The sequence below is a fragment of the Methylomonas sp. EFPC3 genome (genome assembly GCF_029643245.1).
Taxonomy (GTDB): Bacteria; Pseudomonadota; Gammaproteobacteria; order Methylococcales; family Methylomonadaceae; genus Methylomonas; species Methylomonas koyamae_B.
Map to the genome: position 1 here is coordinate 1,687,920 of NZ_CP116398.1, position 22,163 is coordinate 1,710,082.

Consider the following 22,163-nt stretch of genomic DNA (forward strand, 5'->3'; position numbering starts at 1 on the left):
CTCGTTATTCGATGGTTTGGAACAAGGTAGCGAAGTCCTCTTCGGACAAACCGGCGTCGCCGAAATCGGCGGCGGTAAATCCCCGGCCCTGAGCCTGTTCGGCTGCAGCCAAGTAGGCAAGCACGGTGTTTTCCAACGCCGTGCTTAGTCGCGGCAATTGCTCTACCTGTTCGGCATCCACAGCCAACCGCAACAGCAATCCGTCCGCTGCCAGACAGGCGCTGACGGCAAAGGCCTCGCCGGCGGCCAGCACGGCCTCCGGTTCGAACCGGCCGTTGCCGTAATGGCCCAGCCAGGTGAAACGCACGCTCGGCAACGGCAATCCGGAAGCGGCCAATTCGAAACCGAAACCGGCGCTGGGCGCTTGCTTGCGGGCAGCTTTGGCCAGGGTGGTCGCCGTCAATGCATCGCTGTCCGTTTCCAGACAGAGCGGATAGCTGTAGCGCAATACGGCGCCGGATTCGGCAACGATATGGGTTTGCACGTAGCGGACCGCGACCGGCTCCAGCGCAAAACATTCGCCGATGCTGGCGGCCAATGCCGCCAGCAGCAGATCCTCGGCATCCAGATTCAACGCGGCGCGCAGGCGTTCCAGGCCCTGGAGTTGGTCGGCCTCGATCCGGATTTCGGCCGCGGCGGCGCAAGCGCCGGTCGCTGCCAGCGCGGCGGATTGGTCCGGCAGCGCGGCATAGCCGGCGCTCTCGGCCTGAGCATCGCGCTCGCCGGCGGCGGCGGCCAAATCGGCGGCGGCGGCCGGGCGCCAGGGCGCGAGCGGCGCCGCAGCGGCGCTACCCGACAAGCGGGCTAGCACCGCGGCGCCGATTTGGCTCAGCCCGGCCGCATCCAGACCCAATACCGGCCGGGCTTGCAGCACAAGCCTACGGCCATCGGCTAAGACCCGAAATGCGCCTTCGCCGCCGGTTTCCGCCGCCGCGTCCGCCGCCAGAATTGCAACGGTTTCCGCCTGTGTCCAGCTCGGTGCCTCGCCGTTGATCTCGATCCGGGCCAGCAGCAGCGGGTAGTCCGCCGCCACCGCGGCCAGCGCCGCAGTCAGATCGTCGGTAGTGACGGCAGCAGGCAATTCCAGCTGCAGGCTGTCCCAGCCCCGGCCGGCCGCCAGCAATTCGCGCTGGCCGAAAGTCAGCCAGGCCGGTTCGGCCGCCGTCGGCGCCGAAGCACCGATCGCGGCCGCCAACGCGGCAACGGTCTGGTGTTCGAACAACTGGTTGGGTTTCACGGTCAAGCCGAAGCGCTTGGCTTGCGACACGACTTGTATCCCCATCACCGAGTCCACCCCCATGTCGAAGAAATTGTCGTAAATACCGACCGGTTCGATGCCCAACACGCCCTCCATGATGCCGACCAGGATTTCTTCGGTGGGATTGGTCGGCGGCGCGGCATCGGCGTCCTCGCGCTGCAGTTTCGGCTTGGCAGCCGTTGTTCCGGCTTCCTCCGCGGCGCGTTGCGCCTGCATCCGTTCCAGCAAGGCATCCAGCGGCTGCGGGCTGATCACCCATTGCGGCGAGGCGGCAGACGCCAACGCCCGTTGGAAGATCTCCAGGCCTTCGGCGGTGGACAGGCTATCGTCCTCGCCGTGACTGTCGGCGGCGGTGGCCGGCGGCAAGGCAAAGGCGCCGGCCGGCACTTTCTTCAAGGTGAATTCGTCGATTTGGGCCAGGCGCTGCCCGGCCATGTCGTACAAGGCAATGTCGAAACTGAGCGATTCGCGGTCGCCGCTCAGGCCGCGGAAACAAACGTGGCTGAGAAATTCGGCCGGCAACGGCGCGGCGATCGTCAGCCGGCCGTAACCGAACGGCAGGTATTCGCCGTCGATATCCAAATCCAGCCGCCGCAACAGATGGCCGGTGATCGGGCCGCTGGCCATGTCCAGCAGGCTGGGATGCAGCATGAACTGATTCAGGTCGTCGACAAAAGCGGCCGGCAACTGCAAGCGGCCCAACAGATGGTCACCGCCGCAGCGGATCTGACTTAGCACTTGCCAGCGCGGCCCCAGACTGAGGAAGCCGGAATCGTCCTGCACCGCCTGCGGCCGGCCGTCGCTAAAATCCAGCACCTCGCCGCTGCAGCTTGCCGCCAATGCCTGCGGGTCGATCCGGGCCACCGCCAGCTCGGCGGCGTAAATATCGCCGGCCAGCAGCGGCGCCTTGACCCCGGCTTCCCGGGTGTAGACCTCGAAGCCGTAGCCGCCGCCCGGCAACGCGTTAAAGTCGCAATGCACTTCGGCCATGTCCAGAGCCGGTACCATCAGCGGCCGGAAGAAATATAAATTATCGATCGCTACCTGTTCGGCGCCGCGATAATCCTGGAACGCCGCCCGCACCATTTCCACCAGGCCGGTACCGGGCATCGTCGCCACGCCTTCGATCCGGTGCTCGAGCAGCGCCCAGTGGTCCGGTTCGCGCAGCCAGGCCGCGTAGCTGGCGTGTTGCGCCGATTTTTCCCGACACGAGTGCAGATAAGGATGAGCCAGCGTCTTGCCGGCCGGCAGCGGCGGCAGTTCGCGCCGGGCGTACAAGCCGGCATCGACCGCCATGCCGGTCTCGCGCCAGCCGCCGAAGTTCAACGACACCACCTTGCTGGCGCCGAAACCGGCGCGGGCATAGGCGTCCAGCACGTTGTTGGCGGCGGAATAATCGACTTGGCCGATACCGCCGATCACGGCAAACAAGGACGAAAACAGCACGATGAAGCCGGGCTCGGTATCGGCGGCGCGGAACGCCTGCTCCAGCGCCAGGATGCCGCGCACCTTGGGCCGCAGTACGGCTTCGGCCGCGTCGCGGGTTTTCAGTTGGATCAAGCCGCCGCCGGCCACGCCGGCCGAATGCACCACCCCGGCGATCCGACCGTATTTGTCCAGCAACGCCGCCACCAGTTCGGTCATACGCTCGGCATCGACCACGTCGCCCTGGCAGATTTCGACTTCGGCGCCGCGAGCCTCGATCGCCGCCAGTTTGCGGATGCGCTCGGCGCTACGGTCCTGCGCCTCGTGTTCGGCCAGCCAACGCGGCCACTCGGCTTTCGGCGGCAAGGCCGAGCGGCCGAGCAGGACGATATGTTTGGCGCCGCGGGCGGCCATGTAGTCGGCCACGGCCAGACCCAGCCCGCCCAGACCGCCGGTCACCAGATAGGCGCCGTCGGCGGTGAAATCCAGCGGCGCCGGGTCGATGCGGGTCGGTTCGTAGTGCGCCGCCCAACGGTAACCGTGGCGGCAGGCGGCGAAATGGTCGGCCGGCGCCAGCAGCGGTTTGGTTTCGCCGCGCAGCCGCGCCAGCTCGCCGACAGCGCGGTCGGCGCTGGCGGCGATGGCAGCGGCGCCGACCAGATCGTCCGGGCCGAAATCAAGATTGCGGCTCAGGAATTTGCGGTATTCGTGGCCCAGGCACAGATGCACGCCAAGCAACGCCGCCTTCAGCGGGTTGACCGGCTCGGCCGGCAACACATCGTGGATTTCGCTGGACAGCGTCAGCAACGGCAGGCGGCGGTCGCCGGCCTCGGCCGAAAACTGCTGCGCCAGAAACACCAGACTGTGAAAGCTGCGCTCCAGCCAATAGTCCTCGCTGTCGAGTCCGGCTGCAGAGCGCGGCGTGGCGCACAGCGCATGTACGATTGCGGTAGGCTGAGCCTCGGCGAACACCGCGGCCAGCCGTTCGAAGTCGGCCGCTTCGCCGATATTCAAGCTGTAACCGCTTTCGCCGTCGTCGGCGAAGCCGGCGCCCGGCGCAGCAATCACCGCGCTGCCGCCGGCCGCCTCGATCCGCTCGGCCAGGGCCCGGCTCAAGCCGTTACGCTCAGCGACGATCAACACCCTCTCGCCGGACCAATCACCGATGTCCGGCAGGCGGCCGGGCTGGCGTTTCCACGACGGCGCGTAAAACCATTGCGCCGGATCGGCCAGACGTTGCGCCGGGTTTTCCGTGCCGGCGGCGCCGGCTTGCGGCGGTTCCAGCCAGTGGCGCTCGCGGGCGAACGGATAGGTCGGCAGCGAAATCCGCCGTCCCTGGTTATCGCTATCGACCCGTTCCCAATCCAGCTCCAGCCCGGCCGCCCACAAATCGCCCAGCGCCTGGCGCAATACCAGCGCGTCGGGCTTGGTTTCCTTGGGGTGGCGCACGGTTTGCACCACGGCCGCCGCCGCTTTGGCGGCATTGATCGCGTGTCTGGCGAAGGTGCTCAACACGTTGCCGGGGCCGATTTCAATGAAATAACTGCCGCCGCCGGCCAACAAAGTCGCCATACCCTGGCGAAAACGGACGCAGCCTAGCAAATGCCGGGCCCAGTAGTCCGGGTCGCAGGCGTCGGCGGCGGCCATCCAGTCGCCGGTCAGGTTGGAGACGTAGGGCCGACTCGGCGTTTTGGGCGCCGCCAGCCGCACCGCAGCGGTAAAATCGGCGATCATCGGCTGCATCATTGCCGAGTGAAAGGCGTGCGACGTCAACAACGGCCGGCAGGCGGCGCCGGCCGCTTCCAACCGCTCGCGTACCGCCGCGATTGCCGCGTGCGGCCCGGACAACACGCAGGCATTCGGACTGTTGACCGCGGCCAGACTGACCTCGCCGCCGACATAGGCCGCTACCGCGGTTTCGTCCAGCGATACCGACAGCATGGCCCCGGACGGCATGGCCTGCATCAGCGCGCCGCGCAAAGCCACCAGCCGCAAGGCCGCGTCCAGCTCGAATACCTCGGCCAGGCAGGCCGCGACATATTCGCCCAGACTGTGGCCGATCATCGCGTCCGGCTCGATGCCGAGCGCCTGCATCTGTTTCGCCAGCGCATATTCGAAGGCGAACAGCATCGGCTGTGCCAAGCGGGTCTGCCCCAGTTGTTCAGTGAGCGCCGCATCGGTCGGATCGGCGGCCAGCACGAAATCGCGCAAATCCAGCCCCAAATGGCCACGCAGCTGGTCGCAGCAGTCGTCGAACACCTGGCGGAACACCGGCAGATTTTGGTAAAGCCCGCGCCCCATGGTCAGATACTGGCTGCCCTGGCCGGTGAACAGGAATACTTTCTTGGCGTCGGCCGGCAGCGCCTTGGTTTTGGCGGGATTGTCGCGAATCGCGGCCAACCCCTGCTGCAGGGTCTCCAAACTATCGGCAGCGACGGCGGCGCGTACCGGAAAGGCTTTGCGGCCCTCTTGCAAGGTAAAAGCCACGTCGTCCAAATCGACGCCGGGTTGGCGGCGCAAGAAATCGTCCAGATTTTCCGCGGCCCGGCTCAAGGCCTTGGAAGATTTGGCCGACAACACGAAGCTGCGCAATTTTGCGCCGGAACGGGTGACCGGCTGCGGCGGCGCTTCTTCCATGATTGCATGGGCATTGGTGCCGCCGATGCCGAACGAGCTGACCGCGGCGTAACGGGTACCGGCGCAATCCCAGTCGCGCAGAGTGTCGTTGACGAAGAACGGGCTGTTGGCAAAATCGATGCGCGGATTCGGCGTGCCGAAATGCAGGCTGGGCGGCAGCGTGCGGTGCCACAAGGCCAGGGCGGTCTTGATTACCGAGGCGACGCCGGCCACCGGTGCCAGATGGCCGACATTGGTTTTCAGCGAGCCCAGCGCGCAATAGCCGGTGCGTTCGGTACGCTTGCGCCAGGCCCGCGCCAACGCGGTAATCTCGATCGGATCACCCAGCGGCGTCGAGGTGCCGTGGGCTTCGACATAGCTGATCTGGTCCGGATCGACCCCGGCATCGGCCAAGGCCCGCTCGATCACATGCATCTGGCCGTCGATACCCGGCGCGGTATAACCGGCCTTGAAGGCACCGTCGTTGGTCACCGCAGTACCGCGGATCACCGCATAAACCCGGTCGTGGTCGGCCAACGCGTCTTCGAGGCGTTTCAACACGACGATGCCGACGCCGCCCTCGCTGAACACGGTGCCCTCGGCTTTGGCGTCGAAGGTGCGCAACAAGCCGTCCGGCGAAGCCATGCTGCCTTCCTGGTATTGGTAGCCCAGGCCGCCGGGCACGGTCGCCAGGGCGCCGCCGGCCAGCGCCGAGTCGCATTCGCCGGCGCGCAAGGCCCGACAGGCCAGATGGATCGCGACCAGGGAGGTCGAGCACGCGGTTTGCACCGTGATCGACGGCCCGGTCAGGTTTAGTTTGTAGGCGGTGCGGTTGGTGATGTAATCCGGCTCGTTGCCGATGCCGGCGATCAAGTCCTTGGACGACGCGAACATGATGTCGCGGTTCGGGAAAATGTTATTGAAAAAATAGCGCGACAAGGCGGTGCCGGCATAGACGCCGACCGTGCCGGGGCAGTCGTCCGGGATGTAACCGGCGTCTTCCAGCGCCGCCCAGGCGCACTCCAGGAACAAGCGCTGCTGCGGATCGAGCAGCTCGGCTTCGGCCGGGGTATAGCCGAAAAAACCGGCGTCGAATTTATCGACGTCGTCCAGGTAATAACCGGCGGCCACCCAGGAACCGCCGGCCACTTGCTTGCGCACGTAGGGAATCGAGGCGGCGTCATGCGCGGCGATGCCCTGCTGCACTTCTTCCTGAGTGTAATGCCGCAACGCGTCGCGGCCGGCAACCAGATTGTCCCAGAATTCGCTGACCGAATTCGCTCCCGGAAAACGGCCGGCAAGGCCGATGATGGCAATGGCGCCCGAGTTGGCTTGATTTGCTTGCATGTGCTTTGCTTCCGTTGTCTATGTTTCGATGAAATTGGCGGCAGGCGGGCTTATTCCGCGCCGCTGCGGCGGCGCGGCGCCCGGCCGGAGCGTTGCCGCCGCGCGCCGTCTGCGGCCGCGGCGGACGGTGCCGCGGCGCGCGGTTTCGGTTGCAGGTAGTCGACCAGCGCGGCGATGGTCGGGTAGACGAAAAACATGTCCAGCAACGGCACGTCCTTGCTCAACAAGGGCCGCAACCGGGTATGGATCTTGATCATGTCCACCGAGGTACCGCCCAGGTCGAAGAAGTTGTCGCCGGGGCCGACGCTGTCCACGCCGAGCACTTCGCGCCAGACGCCGCAGATTTGCCGGGCCAGATCGGAATCGGCCACCGCCACGGCGGCGACGGCCTCGACTTCCTTGCGCGGTTGCGGCAGGGCTTTGCGGTCGAGTTTGCCGTTGGCGGACAGCGGCAGTTCGTCGAGGCGGATAAACAGCGACGGCACCATGTAGTCGGGCAGTTTCTGGTTCAGGTAGTCGCGCAAACGGGTTTCGAAACCGGCGTCGGAATGCTGGAACCGGGCTTGCGCCAGTTGCAGTTCGCGCAGTTCCGCGTCCCCGAGTTCGACGCCGCCGACCAGCGCGTGCAGATAGGCCGAACGCTGTTCCAGCTGGAACAGCGGCCGGGCCCGTTCGAAATCGAAACCGCCGAGCTGGCAGGTGGCCAGACCGAAGCGATGCGCGTCCTGCTCCAAAATTTGCGTGATCAGGCCGCTCTCGATCCGGCACAGGTGCATGGAATCCTGGCCGTACAAGGGTTCGATGGCCTCCAGATTGGCGACCAGGAACAGGTGGAAGGCGGCGCTGTCGACCATCGCCGCATTCCAACTGCCGTAGTACGCGGCGTCGATCCGGCCGTTACCGGGCAAATGCACCAGACGGTGCTGGTCCGGATCGTAGTAATACATGCCGCCGGCCAGGCCGGCGATCCGGCCCGGTACCGCATAGAGATAGAGTTGCACCGGATACAGCGAACCGGCCGAACCGTAGCGGTATTTCGGGGTGGCCGCAGCCGGATCGCGGCGCAACCGGCTCAACAGCCGGCCCAGACTGCCGAGATCGACGGCGGTGTCGGGAAACAACCGCTGCGAGCGGCGGCGATAGCCGGCGTCGCTCGCCTCTGGCTCCGCGGCCAGCGCCACCGCCTCGGCGGCGGCGTCGAAGCGGCGCAGGCCGGGCTGCGACAGGCGGAAGCGGATTTTGTCGTTGTCTTCCGTTTTGGCGGCGGCCGGCGCCTCCGGGTCACGCACGTAGTAGGCGATCAACTGCCGGGCCCGGCCACTGTCGCCGGTGACGGCGCATACCGCCGCCTTGACGCCGGCAAAGCGCGCCATATTGATTTCCACTTCGCCCAATTCGACCCGAAAACCGTTGATCTTGACCTGAAAATCCTTGCGGCCGAGAAACTCAATGTTGCCGCAAGGTAGCAAACGGCCGAGGTCGCCGGTCCGGTACATTTTTTCGCCGCTGCGGGGATGAGTGACGAATTGGGCCGCGCTACGCTCGGCGTCGCGCCAATAGCCCAGCGCCACGCCGATGCCGCCGATGTACAGCTCTCCCGGCACCCAGACCGGACAGGCTTGCATCTGCTCGTCCAGCACGTGAAAGCTTTGGTTGAGCATGGCCTTGCCGTAGGGAATGCTGCGCCAGTCCGGGCTGAGCTCGCCGATCGGATAGATGATGGACCAGATCGAGGCTTCGGTGGCACCGCCCAGGCTGAACTGTTGCGCGTTGGGGCAACTGCGCCGAATCGCCTCCGGCAGCGGCAACGGAATCCAGTCGCCGCTCATCATCACCAGCCGCAGGCTGGTATTCGGCCGCCGCGCCACCTCGTCCAGGTAGGTGGTGTAAATGTCCATCAAAGCCGGCACGGTGTTCCAGAGCGTGACGCCGTGGCGCTGCACCATCTCGTCCCAATGGCCGGGGTCGCGCTGGCGGTCGGCATCCGGCAACACCAGCGCGCCGCCGGCGCCGAGCACACCGAAAATGTCGTAGACGGACAGGTCGAAATTCAGCGCCGACAAGCCCAATACCCGGTCGTCCGGACCGACTTCAAAGCGCTGGTTGATATCGACGCAGGTGTTGAGCGCGCCGCGATGGTCGATCATCACCCCTTTCGGAGTGCCGGTGGAACCGGAGGTGTAGATCACGTAAGCCAGATCGGTCGGCTGCCGCATTACCGGCAGCGCTTTGACCGGTTGCGCCGACGCCGCCAATTCGGCCACCGTCAGCACTTCGATACCCGCCGGCAGCCGCAGCCCGGCCGCGGCATCTACGGCCACGACCCGCTGCAAGCCGGACAATTCGATAATCTGGGCGATCCGGTCCGGGCCGTAACCGGGTTCGATCGGCAGATAGGCGCCGCCGGCCTCGAGAATGCCCAACGCGGCCACCACCTGCCAGCGGCCTTTCGGCAATAGGATGCCGACCAGCTCGCCGCTACCGGCACCGCTCTGCCACAAGCGCTGCGCCAAGCGATTGGCCAGCCGGTACAACTCGCCGTAACTGAATTCGGCCTCGGCGTCGATCACGGCAATCCGCTCCGAATTGGCGCGGGCCTGACGTACGAAAGGTTCGTGCAGCAATCCGGCCGGCACCGGCGCCGCGGTGGCGTTGGCCGCTGCGATCAGTTGCCGCTGCTCGCGCGGCAGCAGGTCGAGTTCCGGCCGTTGCCAGAGCATGTCGTCCTGAGCCAGGCCGCCGACCAGTTGCCGGTAGGCGTCGAACATCGCTTCCAGGAAGCCGTCCGGAAACAGGCCGGACACCGAGTCCCAATCGTATTCCAGTTTGCCGGCGTCTTCGGTGACCTGATGGTCCAGCCAAACCTGCGGCGTCTGCGTAATCGTGTAATGCACGTCGCCCAGCCAGGACATCGCCGCCGGGGTGTCGTCCGCCGGGTTCGGTTTGATCGCGCTGGTAAACACCACCGGGAACAAGGAGGCGTTGGCGTCGCGGCGCTGTTCGGTCAATTCCCGCAGCACTTGCACGCCGCTGACGTAGCGATGGTCCATGTCGCGCCATAACTGCGCCTGCACCGACTTGACCCGTTCCGAAAATGACGCCGGCCGGGAATAATCCAGCTCCAGCAACACCACCGACGTAAAGTCGCCGACCAGCGCGTTGACTTGCGGATGAAACGGCAGCCGATTGAACAGCGTCAGATTCAAGGTAAAACGTTTGCGGCTGCTCCAGCGGGCGACGACGGCGCCGTAGGCGGCCAGCAGCACCGCCGACGGCGTCACGCCCAAACGTTGGGCGCGGCTTTTGATTTGGCCCCAGCGCGCGGCGTCCAGGCTGGCGGACAGGCGGCGGAATTGCGGGCGGGCTATGCTTTCCGGAGCCACGGCCAGCGGAAAATCCGGGCCGGGCGGCAGATCTTTGATCTTTTCCCGCCAATACGCGCAGGACTCGCGGTAGGCTTCGGTTTGCTTCATCAATTCCAGACCGCGGACGTAGTCGGCGTAGGACAGTTCCAGCGGCGGCAATTCATCGCCCTGGTACAGCCGGCGCCATTCCTCGCTGAGGATGTCGAAGCTCAAGGCGTCGAAAATCAGCACGTCTATGCTCAGATGCAGCCGCACCACGCCGTCCGCCAGCAGGCTGGCGCGAATATCGAACAAGGGCCACACCGCGGTATCCAGCACCTGGTGCGACATTTCCTCGCGGACTTGCTCGAGACTGGCGGCACTCTCGTCCCCGGCGACACTGGCGTCCAGCACTTCGAAGCGGTATGCGGGGACCGTTTTTAAAATCTGTTGGCGGCCGTCGGGATTGACGACGGCGCGCAGCATGTCGTGGCGCTGGATCAAACGGTTGAAAGCCGTTTCCAGCCGCGCCAGATCCAGGCCGCGGCAGTCGACTTCCATGTAGCCGTGGGCGGCGATATTGCCCAGATCGAATGCCGCCTGCCGGCCGACCCAATACGCCTGCTGAATGTCGGTCAGCGGAAACGGCTCGAAGCGGGCTTCGCCCATTGGCTGCAGTTTCGGCACGTAGAAGTCGGTTTGGGCTTGGGACCTATCGTCCTGCGACCGTTGTTGCAGTCTGGCCATCAGACTCTGGCGCTGTTCGTTGCTCAGTTCGGCGATCAATGATTGTGTGTTTGCCATCTCGTTGTCTCCAGTTAACCCGTTGGCTTAGGACGCGGCCAATTCGGCGCCGTCGCGCACCAGTTCCGCCAGCAGCGCCTGCAAATCCGGCGAATCCTGCAATGCGCGCTCCAATACGGCTTCCGCCAGTTCGGCCACGGTCGGGTGTTTCATGATGTCGGTCAGCCGCAAGCGGCAGCCGTGGCGGCGATTGATTTCGTACAGGATTTGCGTCGCCAGCAGCGAATGGCCGCCCAGGGCAAAGAAATCGTCGCCGATATGGATGCTGTCCAATTGCAGGTGCTCGGCCCAGATCGCGGCAATTTCGCTTTCCAGCGCGTTGCGCGGCAACTGTCCGCCCGGCCCGGCCTCGGTCGGTTCCTGGCCATGGGCCAGTTGCGCCAGTTGGCGCCGGTCGATCTTGCCGTTCGGGCTCAACGGAAATTCCGTCACTCGGGTGCAGACGCCAGGTACCATGAACGCCGGCAACTTGGCCGCGGCGGTTTGTTTAAGCGCGTCGCCCAGCTCGGTCTCGGCGCTGTAGAAAGCCAGCAGGCGCTGGCGGCCTGGCTCGCCGTCGGCGATGACCACCGCCCGCTGCACGCCCGGCACTTGCGCCAGCACGGTTTCGATTTCGCCCAGCTCGATGCGGTGACCGCGAATCTTGACTTGAAAATCGGAGCGGCCCAGGTATTCGACCATGCCGTCCGGATTGAGCCGGCCCAGGTCGCCGGTGCGGTACATGCGCGCTCCCGGCGTCGCCGAAAACGGATCGGGCAGGAACGCGGCCGCGGTGCCGGCCTGGTTGCCGAAATAGCCCCGGCACAAGCCGTTGCCGGCCAGATAAATTTCGCCCTTGCCACCGGCCGGCACCGGATTCAGATCGGGGTCCAGCAGATAAAGCTGGCTGCCGGCGATCGGCCGGCCTATCGTCACCGGCCCCTGGAACCGTTCCGGGAAACGGACGAAGGTGCTGTAAGTGGTATCTTCCGAGGGGCCGTACAGGTTGTAGACCGCCACGTCGGGATAGTGCTGCTGGATGCCCTGTACCAGGGCCAACGGCAAGGCTTCTCCGGCCAGATTGATGGTGCGCACCGACGCCGGCACCGCCCGTTGCCGCAGAATTTCTTCCATCGCCGACGGCACGGTGTTGATCACGGCGATATCGTCCTGGCGCGCCAGTTCCGGCAGGTGCAGGATGTTATCCACCATCACCACCTTGCCGCCGTGCGCCAGCGGGTAAAAGATTTCGTAAACCGACAGGTCGAAGCAAACCGAAGTCGAGGCCAACATACCGGCGCCGGCAGGTAACGCGAATTCCTGCGCCGCCCAGTCGATCATCGACGCGGCGTTGCGGTGTTCGATCGCCACGCCTTTGGGCAGGCCGGTGGAGCCGGAGGTAAAAATGATGTAGGCCAGATGTTCCGGGCGGACCGCGCTGGCCGGTGCCGTGTCCGGGCACGAGGCCAGACGCGGGTCGGCCGGGCTCAGCAGCGGCGCGGCGTTGGCGGCGGCCGAGATGGCGGCATCGGCCGTATCGGCGAGCAACAGTTTGGCTTCGGCGCAACGCAAGATCACGGCCCGACGTTCGGCCGGATAGTTAGGGTCGACCGGTACATAGCAGGCGCCGGCCTTCAATACCGCCAGCAAGGCCACCACCAATTGCGGCCCGCGCGCCAGGCATACCGCCACCCGGTCTTCCACACCGACGCCATGCTGTTGCAGCAGATGCGCCAGCCGGTTGGCCTGTGCGTCCAGTTCGCGGTAGCTCAATTCGGTGTCGTGCCAACGCAGTGCAATCCGTTCCGGCGTGCGTTTGGCCTGGTCCGCGCATAAATGGTGCAGGCAGCGGTTGTCGTAGGCGATGGGCGGATTCATGCCCAAGCCCTCGCGTTCTTCATCCAGCAGCAAATCGATGCTGCCGAGCCGGGTGTCCGGCGCCGCCGCCAGCTGCGCCAACAGCTTGGCGTAACGCGCCAGCAAACGTTCCGCGGTGTCGGCCGCGAACAGCGCGGTGTTGTAGGTCAGCACCAGCACGGTTTGGCTGGCGTCGGCCACCACGTCCAAGGTCAATTCGTATTTGGTGTGGGCGCTGGGCGGTACCAGCGGCGTGAAACGCAAACCGCCGCCGGCCAGCGCGCCGACCGCCTCGTAATTGAACACCGCGCTCACCAGCGCCGGCCGGCTCGGATCGCGTTCCGGATTGACGGCGCGCACCAGTTCGGCGAACGGAAAGCCGCGGTGCTCGAAAGCTTGCAGAAAGACGTGCTTGGCCTGTTGCAGATAGTCGGCGAAGGTGGCCTGGCTATCGCTGTTGCCGACGATAGGCAGGACATTGACCCCAAAGCCGATGAAGCTTTCGCCGGGCCGGTCGCCGTGCATCGACACCGGCACGCCGATCACCGAGCGCTGCTGGCCGCTCAGACGGTTCAACAGCAAGCGGTAGACGGCCAGCATGACCATGAACGGCGTCGCATTGCAGCGTTGGGTCAGCGCTTTCAATTGGGCCGCAACCTCCGCATCCAGCACCAGGCAGGTGCGCTGCGCAGCGAAACGCTGTTCCGGCGGCCGCGGATAATCGGTCGGCAAATCCAGTGCCGGGACGCCCTGGCCGAACTGCTGCAACCAGAATTCGCGATCCTGCGGCCGTTGCGCGGCAACCCGGCGATTGGCTTCCGCCAACGTCACCGGCCGCGGCAGGGCCAGCGCGCTGCCGTCGCTCAGGTGGCGGTAGAACTCGACGATTTCCTGGATCAGCAAGCCGTAGGAAATGCCGTCGATAATCATGTGATGGGCCAGAAACAGCAACCAGTAGCGGTCGTCACCCAGCCGGGCCAGAAACGCTTTAATGAGCGGCGGCCGGGTCAGATCGAAAGGTTCGGCGCTACGCGCCAACACCCATTCCCGGGCCTTGGCTTCGGCCAGTGCATCCGGCAAGTCGGAAAAATCGGCTTCGACCAGCGTCGTATCCGGCTCCTGGCCGATAACGACCTGGCTGCGATCTTCGCTCAATGCAGCGCGCAACGAGTCGTGCCGGGCCACCACGCCGCGAAAGGCCTGCTCCAGTTTGTCCCGCTCCGGCGCTCCGGCCAGCTCGAACAGCACCAGTTCGTTGTACGCCGCCTGCACTTCCTCGCTCAATTCCAGATGCACCAGGATGTCCTGCTGCGCGCCATTCAGCGGCAACGCGGCCGGCGCCTGCGGCAGCCGCGCCGTGATAACCGCCTGATAACCGGCATGGACTTCGGCTGCGGCTTCGATGAAGCCGGCGCGTTGCAATAACTCAGTCCAGGCGGCGGCCGGCAGCAACGGATAATCGGCGCGTAACGTGCTGTCCTGAAACGCCCACCAGCCGTCGGTCAGGCCGAAGATCAAGTCCAGCCAGGGCTGGCGGCCGACGCATTCCAGCAACAGCAGGCGACCGTTCGGCGCCAGCAGGCTGCGCAGATGGTTCAGGGTTTTGCCCAGATCAGCGGTCGCGTGCAGCACGTTGGAGGCCACGATCAAATCGAAACTTTGCCGGACAAAACCCTGCTCGGCCGGGTCGCGTTCGATATCCAGGGTGGCGTATTCGACCTGTGGGTAGGCGGCGAATTCGCGCTCGGCGCGGTGTAAAAAGGCGCTGGACAGATCGGTAAACAGATAGCGCAAATCACGGCGGCTCAGGCCGGGCAACAATTGCGCGGTGGCCGAACCGGTGCCGGCGCCGACTTCCAATACCGCGGCTTTGCCGGAAACGTCGGCGACGGCGGCGGCGGCCGCCGCCGCCCGCGCCAGAGCCGCATTGGCCGCGGCAGCGCCGGGGGCGTGGCGGTAAAGCCGTTGCAGCAAGGCGTAGTTTTCGCCGCCGAACAGCACTTCCGCCGCATCACTGCGGCCGCACAGCACGGCCGGCAACGCGGCGGCGCAATGCAGCAATAAGTCGACTGCGGCGGCGTCGGCCGAACTGCGCGCCTCGCGTTCCAGATCCGCGGTCGCCACCGGCAGCGATTGCAGCAACTCCCAGTCTTCGCCGACGGCGCGCAGCCAGCCGGCTTCGTTCAACATCGCAAACATACGGCCGAACAGGCGGCGGCGCTTGGGTGCCACGCCGATGGCGCCAGCGGCGCGTTCGACCTTGCAAATGCCGCCGATGTGCGCCGGCAAGGCTTGCAATTCTTGTAAGGCCTGAGCCGCCAACGCGGTCGCCAGCGCATTCAATGCCTGGGCGCCGGCTTCGCTGCCGGCCGCGTCGCGGCTGGCCGGCAATGGCGATCCGGCCGGCGGCGGGAAGAAGCCGCCTTGGCGCAGCGCCTGCGCCGATTCGCGCCCGGCGCGGACGATAAAGTCGACGTCGGCGTCGCTATGGGCGCTGCTGAGGAAGCAGGTGTGGCCTTCCCAGATATACACGCCGCGCAGCGTCATGTGGTAGAAAAACAGATTGGCTTCGATGGGCTGGAATTCGACGCTGTAATTGTCGAAAAACACGAAGCGGAACAAGGAGCCGGCGTGGTTGACCCGAATCGCGAAACCCTCGGCGGCGAAATAGTCGTTCAATTCCTGCACCAGCCGCGCAGTCTTGGCGGTGATGCCGGCTTGCAAGGCCGGGCCGGCATCGCGCAACTGGCGCAGTACCGCAACGGCGGCGGCCATGGTCAGCGGATGGCCGCTGAAGGTGCCGGCAAAGAAAGTCGCGGTGGCCGCCGGATAAGAGTCGTCGTCGAATTGCCAGGGGCCGCCGTCGATCGCGTTCATGAAGCGGGCGTTGCCGGCGACGATGCCGATCGGCATGCCGCCGCCGGCCACCTTGCCGTAAGTCACCAAGTCGGCGCGGACGCCGAAATATTCCTGGGCGCCGCCCGGCGCCAAACGAAAACCGGTGATGATTTCGTCGAATATCAACGCGCAACCGGCGGCGCTGGCGATTTCCCGCAAGCGCTGCAGAAACTCGCGCGGTTGCAGGCCGGGCCGGCGGCTTTGCACCGGCTCGACCACGATGGCCGCCAGTTCGCCGGCATGGCGCTGGATCGTTGCCAGCGCGGCCTCGTCGCCGTAGGCCAGCACGATGGCGTCCTGCGCCACCGAAAGCGGCACACCGGGCGCGATCGGCAAACCGCTGCCACCCTCGCCGCCGGCCTTGACCAGCATGGTATCGGAATGGCCGTGGTAAGAGCCGGCAAAGCGGACGATGCGGGTGCGGCCGCTGACGGCACGAGCCAGCCGCACCGCGGTCATCACCGCTTCGGTGCCGGAATTGGCGAAAGCCACCCGTTCGCAGCCGGTCAGATCGCGCACCAACTGCGCCGCCTCGCCGACCAGAGGGCTTTTAGGTCCGACCTGGATGCCGTCCGCCAGCTGGGCGGCCAAGGCTTGCTTGACCAACTCCGGGTTGTAGCCGAGCAGGCTGGAACCGAAGGCCATGGTCAGATCGACGAATTCGTTGCCGTCCAGGTCGTAAATCCGGGAACCGGCCGCGGTTTTGACCACCAGCGGGAAGATCATCGCTTTGGTCGCTTGGCGGAAGCCGAGCGAACTGCGGTAATCGGCGAACACCTCGCGGTAGGTTTCGGCATAACGTTTCGAGCCGGCGTGCTTGGCCTGGTAGGCGGCGGCCAGTTCGCGCAGATGTTGTTGTTGCGCCGGGTTCAAGCCGGCCGCCGCGGCATTACCGGTGGCCGGCAACGGCGTTGCCGGGCGCAAAGCCGGAGCCGCTGCCGGCGCCGGACTGGGGCTGGATGCCGGCACCGCGGGTGCCGGTTGCGACGGCGAAGAGACGCCGCCGCGCAACAAGCCAAGTTGGTCTTGCACCAGCCGGTTGAACGCATCCAGTTGCCGCTCCAGCAAACCGTGCCAGTCGCCTGGGGCTGCGGCGCCGGGTGCGGCAGACGGTAACGGCGCCTGTTCCGATTCGGCCGCCGCCGGTAATGCCGCTACGGCGGCCGGCTCGGCGTCGAGTGTCGGGCTGGCGGCGGCAATCGCCGGCGCCAGCGTGTCGATGCTGGACAGCTCGGCAAACAAGCGCGCCATCCCGATGTCGACCGCATAACGTTCGCTAACCAGGCGCAACAGTTCGGTCAACACCAGCGAGTCGGCGCCCAATTCCAGGAAACTGCGCCGGTTGTCCAATTCGTCGGCCGGGCGTTTCAGCAACAGGCCGAGCTGTCGTTGCAACCAGCTAGCGACCTCTACAATGGCAGCGGCCGACTCTGCCTCGGCACCGGCCGGCAAAGTAGCGCCCTGCTCCGCCAGCCAGGCGGCCAGCGCCTGCAGGCTGCGCAAGTCTTCGAATAAACTGTGAATCGCAACTTGCACGCCGAAACGGCCCTGCACCTGACGCAGAAACTCCACCAGCACCAGCGAGTCGGCGCCCAGTTCCAGGAACGAGCGGTTGGGGTCGATGTCATCGGTTGCGCATTTCAGCAACGGGGCTAGTAAACGGGCAAGTTCGCCGGTCGTGGTGGTGGCGGTCGCGGTCGTCATGGGTGTCCTGGTGGTAGGTTGGAGCCAAAAACGGCTGGGTTGAAACGGATAGCCGGGCAAATCGAGCTGGTCGAAGGTTTCGCCGGCCCAAGCGGCGCCGAAATCGACTCGGTAACCGGCGCGCCACAACTCGGCCAGGGCCGAATTCAGCGCCAGCCAGTCGGGGCGCTGCGCATCCAGGCTGGAGACGACGGCCGGGGCCGGGTCGAAGCGGCGCAGCATTGCAGCCAATGCCGGTTGCGCGCCGATCTCCAAAAACGTTCCGGCGCCTAACGCCTCGGCGGCGGCGATGCATTCTCTAAAGCGTACCGGTTGGCGCAGATGTTCGACCCAATAGTCGGCGTCGAAGCGCGCTACCGGCGCCGCGTGCAGGTTGCCGATCACCGGCAGCCGCGGCGCTTGCCACGCCACCTGATTGGCGACGGCGCGGAATTCTTCGAGTATCGGTTCCATGTCGGCGCTATGAAAAGCGCGCTTGACCTTCAACGGCAGCACGGCGATACCCGCAGCCTTGGCACGTTCGGTCAGCGCTTCCAGCGCCGGCAGCGGACCGGAGACCGTGACCTGGGCCGGGCCGTTGTCGGCTGCCAGCGCCAGCCCCGGATCGGCGGCGATCAGTTCCAGAGCGGCGGCCTTGTCGGTCAGCATCGCCAGCATGCCGCCGCGGTCGGAACAGCGCTGCATCAGTTGCGCGCGCAACACCACCAGGCGCAAGGCATCGGCCAGCGACATCGCCCCGGCAAAGCAGGCGGCGACGTATTCGCCCAGACTGTGGCCGACCGCGACGGCCGGAGCCAGGCCGCAGCTTTCGAAATAGCGCGCCAGCGCATAGCCGACCACGAACAACGCCGGTTGCGCGGTCGCGGTTTCGGCCAGATGGTCGCTATCCAGCGCGTCCGGGCCGTACAACAACGGCGCCACCGGCGCCATTCCGGCGCCGCTCAATAACAGATCGCATTGGTCGACCGTGGCCCGGAACACCGGCGCATGCGCGTACAATCCGCGGGCCATGCCGGCATATTGGCTGCCCTGACCGGTAAACAGGAGGGCCAGCGGTTTCGGCGTGCCGACGACAGCCGCCGGCCCAGCCTGACCGCTTTGCGCCAGCCGGGCCAGGCCGGCCAGCAATTCGCCGCTGTCGGCGGCATGCAACACGCTGCGGTAAGGCAAGCCGCTGCGGCCGCGGTTGGCCTGATAACACAGGCTGGCCCAGCGCTCGGCGCCGGCTGGCAGAAAATCCAGGTATACCGCAGCCAATGCCGCCAAATCGGCCGGCCGCTCTGCGGACAACAACAAGGCGTAATGCGAACGCTGCGGCCGATTCACGGCGGCAACGGCCGGTTCCGCCCGGCGCAGCACGACGTGGGCGTTGCTGCCACCAAAGCCCATCGACGTCACGCCGATGTGGCGCAACGGCTGTTCTGCAGCGAAACGGCGCAGTTCGGTATTGACCGCCAGCGCCTTGGCATCGAAGCGGATGTGCGGATTCAGCGCACTGAATCCGGCCAGCGGCGGTACGGCATTGTGTTGCAGGCACAACACGGCCTTGATCAGGCCGGCAATACCGGCCGCGGCCTCGAGATGGCCGATGTTGGCCTTGACCGAACCGATCAGGCAGGGCCGCTCGCGGCCGGCCCCGACCACCTCGGCCAGGGCACCGGCTTCGATCGGATCACCCAACGCGGTGCCAGTACCGTGCGCTTCCAGATAATCGACCGTATTCGGCTCCAGTTTGGCAGCGGCATAGGCCCGGCGTAACAAGGCGCGTTGAGCGACGCCGTTCGGCGCGGTCAGGCCGAAGCTGTGGCCGTCCTGGTTGATCGCGCTGCCAGCGATGTACGCCAGCACCCGATTGCCGCGCCCGGCCGCCAGCGTTTCCCGGCGCAACACCACCAGCCCGACGCCTTCGCCGCGCACGTAACCGTCGGCTGCGGCGTCGAAACTATGGCAGGCGGCCGTCACCGACAGCATGCCGGCCTTGCCCAGGGCGCGAGTCAAGGCCGGATTCAGCATCAAATTGACGCCGCCGACCAGAGCGGTGTCGCACTCGCCGGCCAGCAGGCTTTGGCAGGCCAGGTGCACCGCCACCAACGACGAGGAACAGGCCGTATCTACTGCTAAGCTGGGGCCACGCAAGTCCAGAAAATAAGAAAGCCGGTTGGCGGCGATACTGGCGGCGGTACCGGTGCCGGCGTGGCCGTCCAAACTGCTGTCGCTGCGCCAGGCCAATTGCCCGTACTCCGAACCGCTGATGCCGATGAACACGCCGGTAGCGGAGCCGGCCAATTCCTCGCGGGAAATGCCGGCCTGTTCCAGCGCGGTCCAGGCCGCGGTCAGTAGCAAGCGCTGCTGCGGATCGAGTATCTCCGCCTCTTTCGGCGAAATATGGAACGGCGCCGGATCGAACAGGTCGATGCCGTCCAGCCAGCCGGCGGCGCCGAGCGCGTCGACATCGTCCACCAAGCCGGCCAGCAAGGCCTTGCGCTCGGCGGGCAGCGGTCGCACCGCGCTGGTGCCGGCGCTCAGTAAATCCCAGAACGCCGCGGTGTCGTCCGCCCCCGGAAAGCGGCAGGCCATGCCGACGATCGCGATGTCGGCACTTGCTTCGGCGGCGGATTCGCTGGCGAGCGTCTCGGCTTCGCCGCGGCACAAATACTCAACGACCCGGTCGATGCTGGGATAGTCGAACAATAAATTGGCCGGCAAGCGGCCGTAGCCGAAGGCTTTTTCCAGTTCGTCGGTCAGGCGCACGGATAAATTGGAATCCAGACCAAATTCGCCGAACGCGGCATCGCAACCGATTTCGGCCGGCTCCAGACCGGACACTTCAGCTACCCGCTGCCGCAACCAGGCGCGCACCGCCTCGGCGTCGGGCCGGGTTGCGGCGGCGCCGGATTCGGTTGGCGCCAGTTGCCGTTCCAGATTGCGATTGATCCATTGCGCCAACGGCTGCAGACTCTGTTGCAAAAAGCCGCGCTTGGTTGCCGCGCGCTGGATTTTGCCGCTGGTGGTTTTCGGGATAGCACTTTCCCGCAACAGCGCGATGGCGGCGGTTTGCAGCTCGTGGCCGTCGGCCACCGCCTTGCGGATCGCCGCGAACAATTCCTGCGCATGCTGCTCGGCCTTGAAACGGCGCGAGGTTTCGGCGACCACCACCAGGCGTTCCTCGCCGTCGGCGCTGACGGTGAAGGCCGCGGCGCCGCCCATCTTTAATAACGGGTGGGCCTTGTCCACCGTCCATTCGATATCCTGCGGATAATGGTTTTGGCCGCGGACGATGATGACGTCCTTCAAGCGGCCGGTGATATAAAGTTGATCGGCGTATAAAAAGCCCAGGTCGCCGGTGCGCATCCAGCGCCGGCCGGAATCGTCGCCGGCCACACAGGCGTGAAAGGTGGCCTGGGTCTGCTCGGGATTTTGCCAATAACCCGGCGATACCGCACCGTTGCGGACCCAGACTTCGCCGACCCGATCGGCCGGGCATGGCGCCAGGGTATCGGGGTCGACGATCAGCAATTCGGTATCGGCAATCGGGTAGCCGCTACCGGCCAGCGACAATGCCGACGGCTCGTCGGCGCTGGCGAATACCAGCCGGTTGCGTTGCAATTCGGCGGCGCGGACCCAGACTTCTTCCGCCGCCGGCCGCTGCTGCCGGTGCTGGCCGCTACCGGCGTAGTGCAGACCGGTAACGATACAAGCCGCTTCGGCCAATCCCCAACTGGGACTGAACACGCGGAAATCGAAGCCCGCCGCGGCGAAGCGTTCGGCGAAGGCGCGCATGGTCTGCATCCTGACCGGCTCGGCGCCGTTCAGCGCGTGTTGCCAGCGGCTCAGGTCCAGCCCGGCCAATTGCTCGTCGCCGACGCCGTGCAGGCACAGGTCGAAGGCGAAGTTCGGCCCCATGGTATGGGTGATGCCGAAGCGGCTGATCGCTTCCAGCCAGCGCGCCGGCCGTTGCACGAAGGCGGCGTTGGGCAGGATGTAACAGGCCATGCCGCAATAGACCGGCGTCAGCAGGCCGTAAATCAGGCCCAGATCGTGAAACGGCGGCAGCCAGGTCAACAATCGGGACTCGGCGCTGTGGACCCCACTGCGGTCGAAGTACTGCATGTTGCACATCAGGTTGGCGTGGGTCAGGATCACGCCCTTCGGCAACGAGGTCGAACCCGAGGTGTATTGCAGGAAGGCGATATCGTCGGCTGCGACGTCCGGTTTACGCCAGCCGTCAGCCAGCCCGGCATCCAGGGTATCGGTCGCCAGCCAGCGCATCGCCGCAAATTCGGGCAGGCTGCCGAAATGTTCTTCCGCTTTTTCCTTGACCGCCTGCGTCGTCAACACTGCCACCGGTTGCGCCGAACGGGCAATTTCCAGGACTTTTTCCAGGGTTTGCAGCATGCGCGATTGGCGCGGCGGCGGTAACGGGATCGCGATGTGCTTGGCGTACAAGCAACCGAAATAAGAGGTAATGAATTCGATACCCGGCAAATACAACAGCATGACCCGCTCGCCCTCGGCGGCGATGCCTTGCAAAGCCGCGGCCACGGTTTTCGCCTTCAAGGCCACGTCTCGAAACGACAGCGTTTCCGCCAGGTCTTCGCCGTCGCGCAGGTAGTGATAGATCGGAAAATCGGGTTGGATTTCGGCACGGTGTTCCAGCAAACCCAATAAATCGGCAACCGGCGCCGCTGCGGCGGAATCGGCATTTTTTTGCTCGGCTCCGAGCACGGATGCAATTGAATCGCTAGTCACGGGTTTCACTCTTTAAGGCTCTCTTCGTTTCGAATCGGGGTTGTTTGCTGTGCAAATTCAGCGTTAGCCGATGCAGCGTTACGATATTTTTTTTGGAACTTTGAATCAGTAACGGACTTATCCCAAATAACGTGAAATTGTTCACAGACATATCCGAAAGCAGCATAAGCAGGGACAGGAAT

The 22,163-nt window shown here is 65.5% G+C and carries 3 protein-coding genes; all 3 read right to left on the reverse strand.

What is annotated here, in order from left to right; translation table 11 throughout:
* Positions 1-4: 4 nt before the first annotated feature.
* Genes PL263_RS07610 through PL263_RS07620 form a run of 3 tightly spaced genes read right to left on the reverse strand, consistent with a single transcriptional unit; the run spans position 5 to position 21,981 of the window.
* Entirely contained in the window at positions 5-6,646 is a 6,642-nt protein-coding gene (locus tag PL263_RS07610) for a type I polyketide synthase (RefSeq protein WP_278212423.1), read from the reverse strand.
* A gap of 50 nt (positions 6,647-6,696) precedes the next feature.
* A complete protein-coding gene (locus tag PL263_RS07615) occupies positions 6,697-10,794 on the reverse strand; it encodes an amino acid adenylation domain-containing protein (protein ID WP_278212424.1) in 4,098 nt (1,365 codons plus the stop codon).
* Between the two features lie 27 nt (positions 10,795-10,821).
* The gene (locus PL263_RS07620) at positions 10,822-21,981 is read right to left on the reverse strand and encodes a non-ribosomal peptide synthetase/type I polyketide synthase (RefSeq protein ID WP_278212425.1); all 11,160 of its coding nucleotides are present in this window, start codon (positions 21,979-21,981) and stop codon (positions 10,822-10,824) included.
* Between the last annotated feature and the right edge of the window lie 182 nt (positions 21,982-22,163).

Bases quoted from the DNA above. Each gene is read 5' to 3' on its own strand.
- PL263_RS07610 (WP_278212423.1), bottom strand. From the start codon at position 6,646: ATGCAAGCAAATCAAGCCAACTCGGGCGCCATTGCCATCATCGGCCTT.
- PL263_RS07615 (WP_278212424.1), bottom strand. From the start codon at position 10,794: ATGGCAAACACACAATCATTGATCGCCGAACTGAGCAACGAACAGCGC.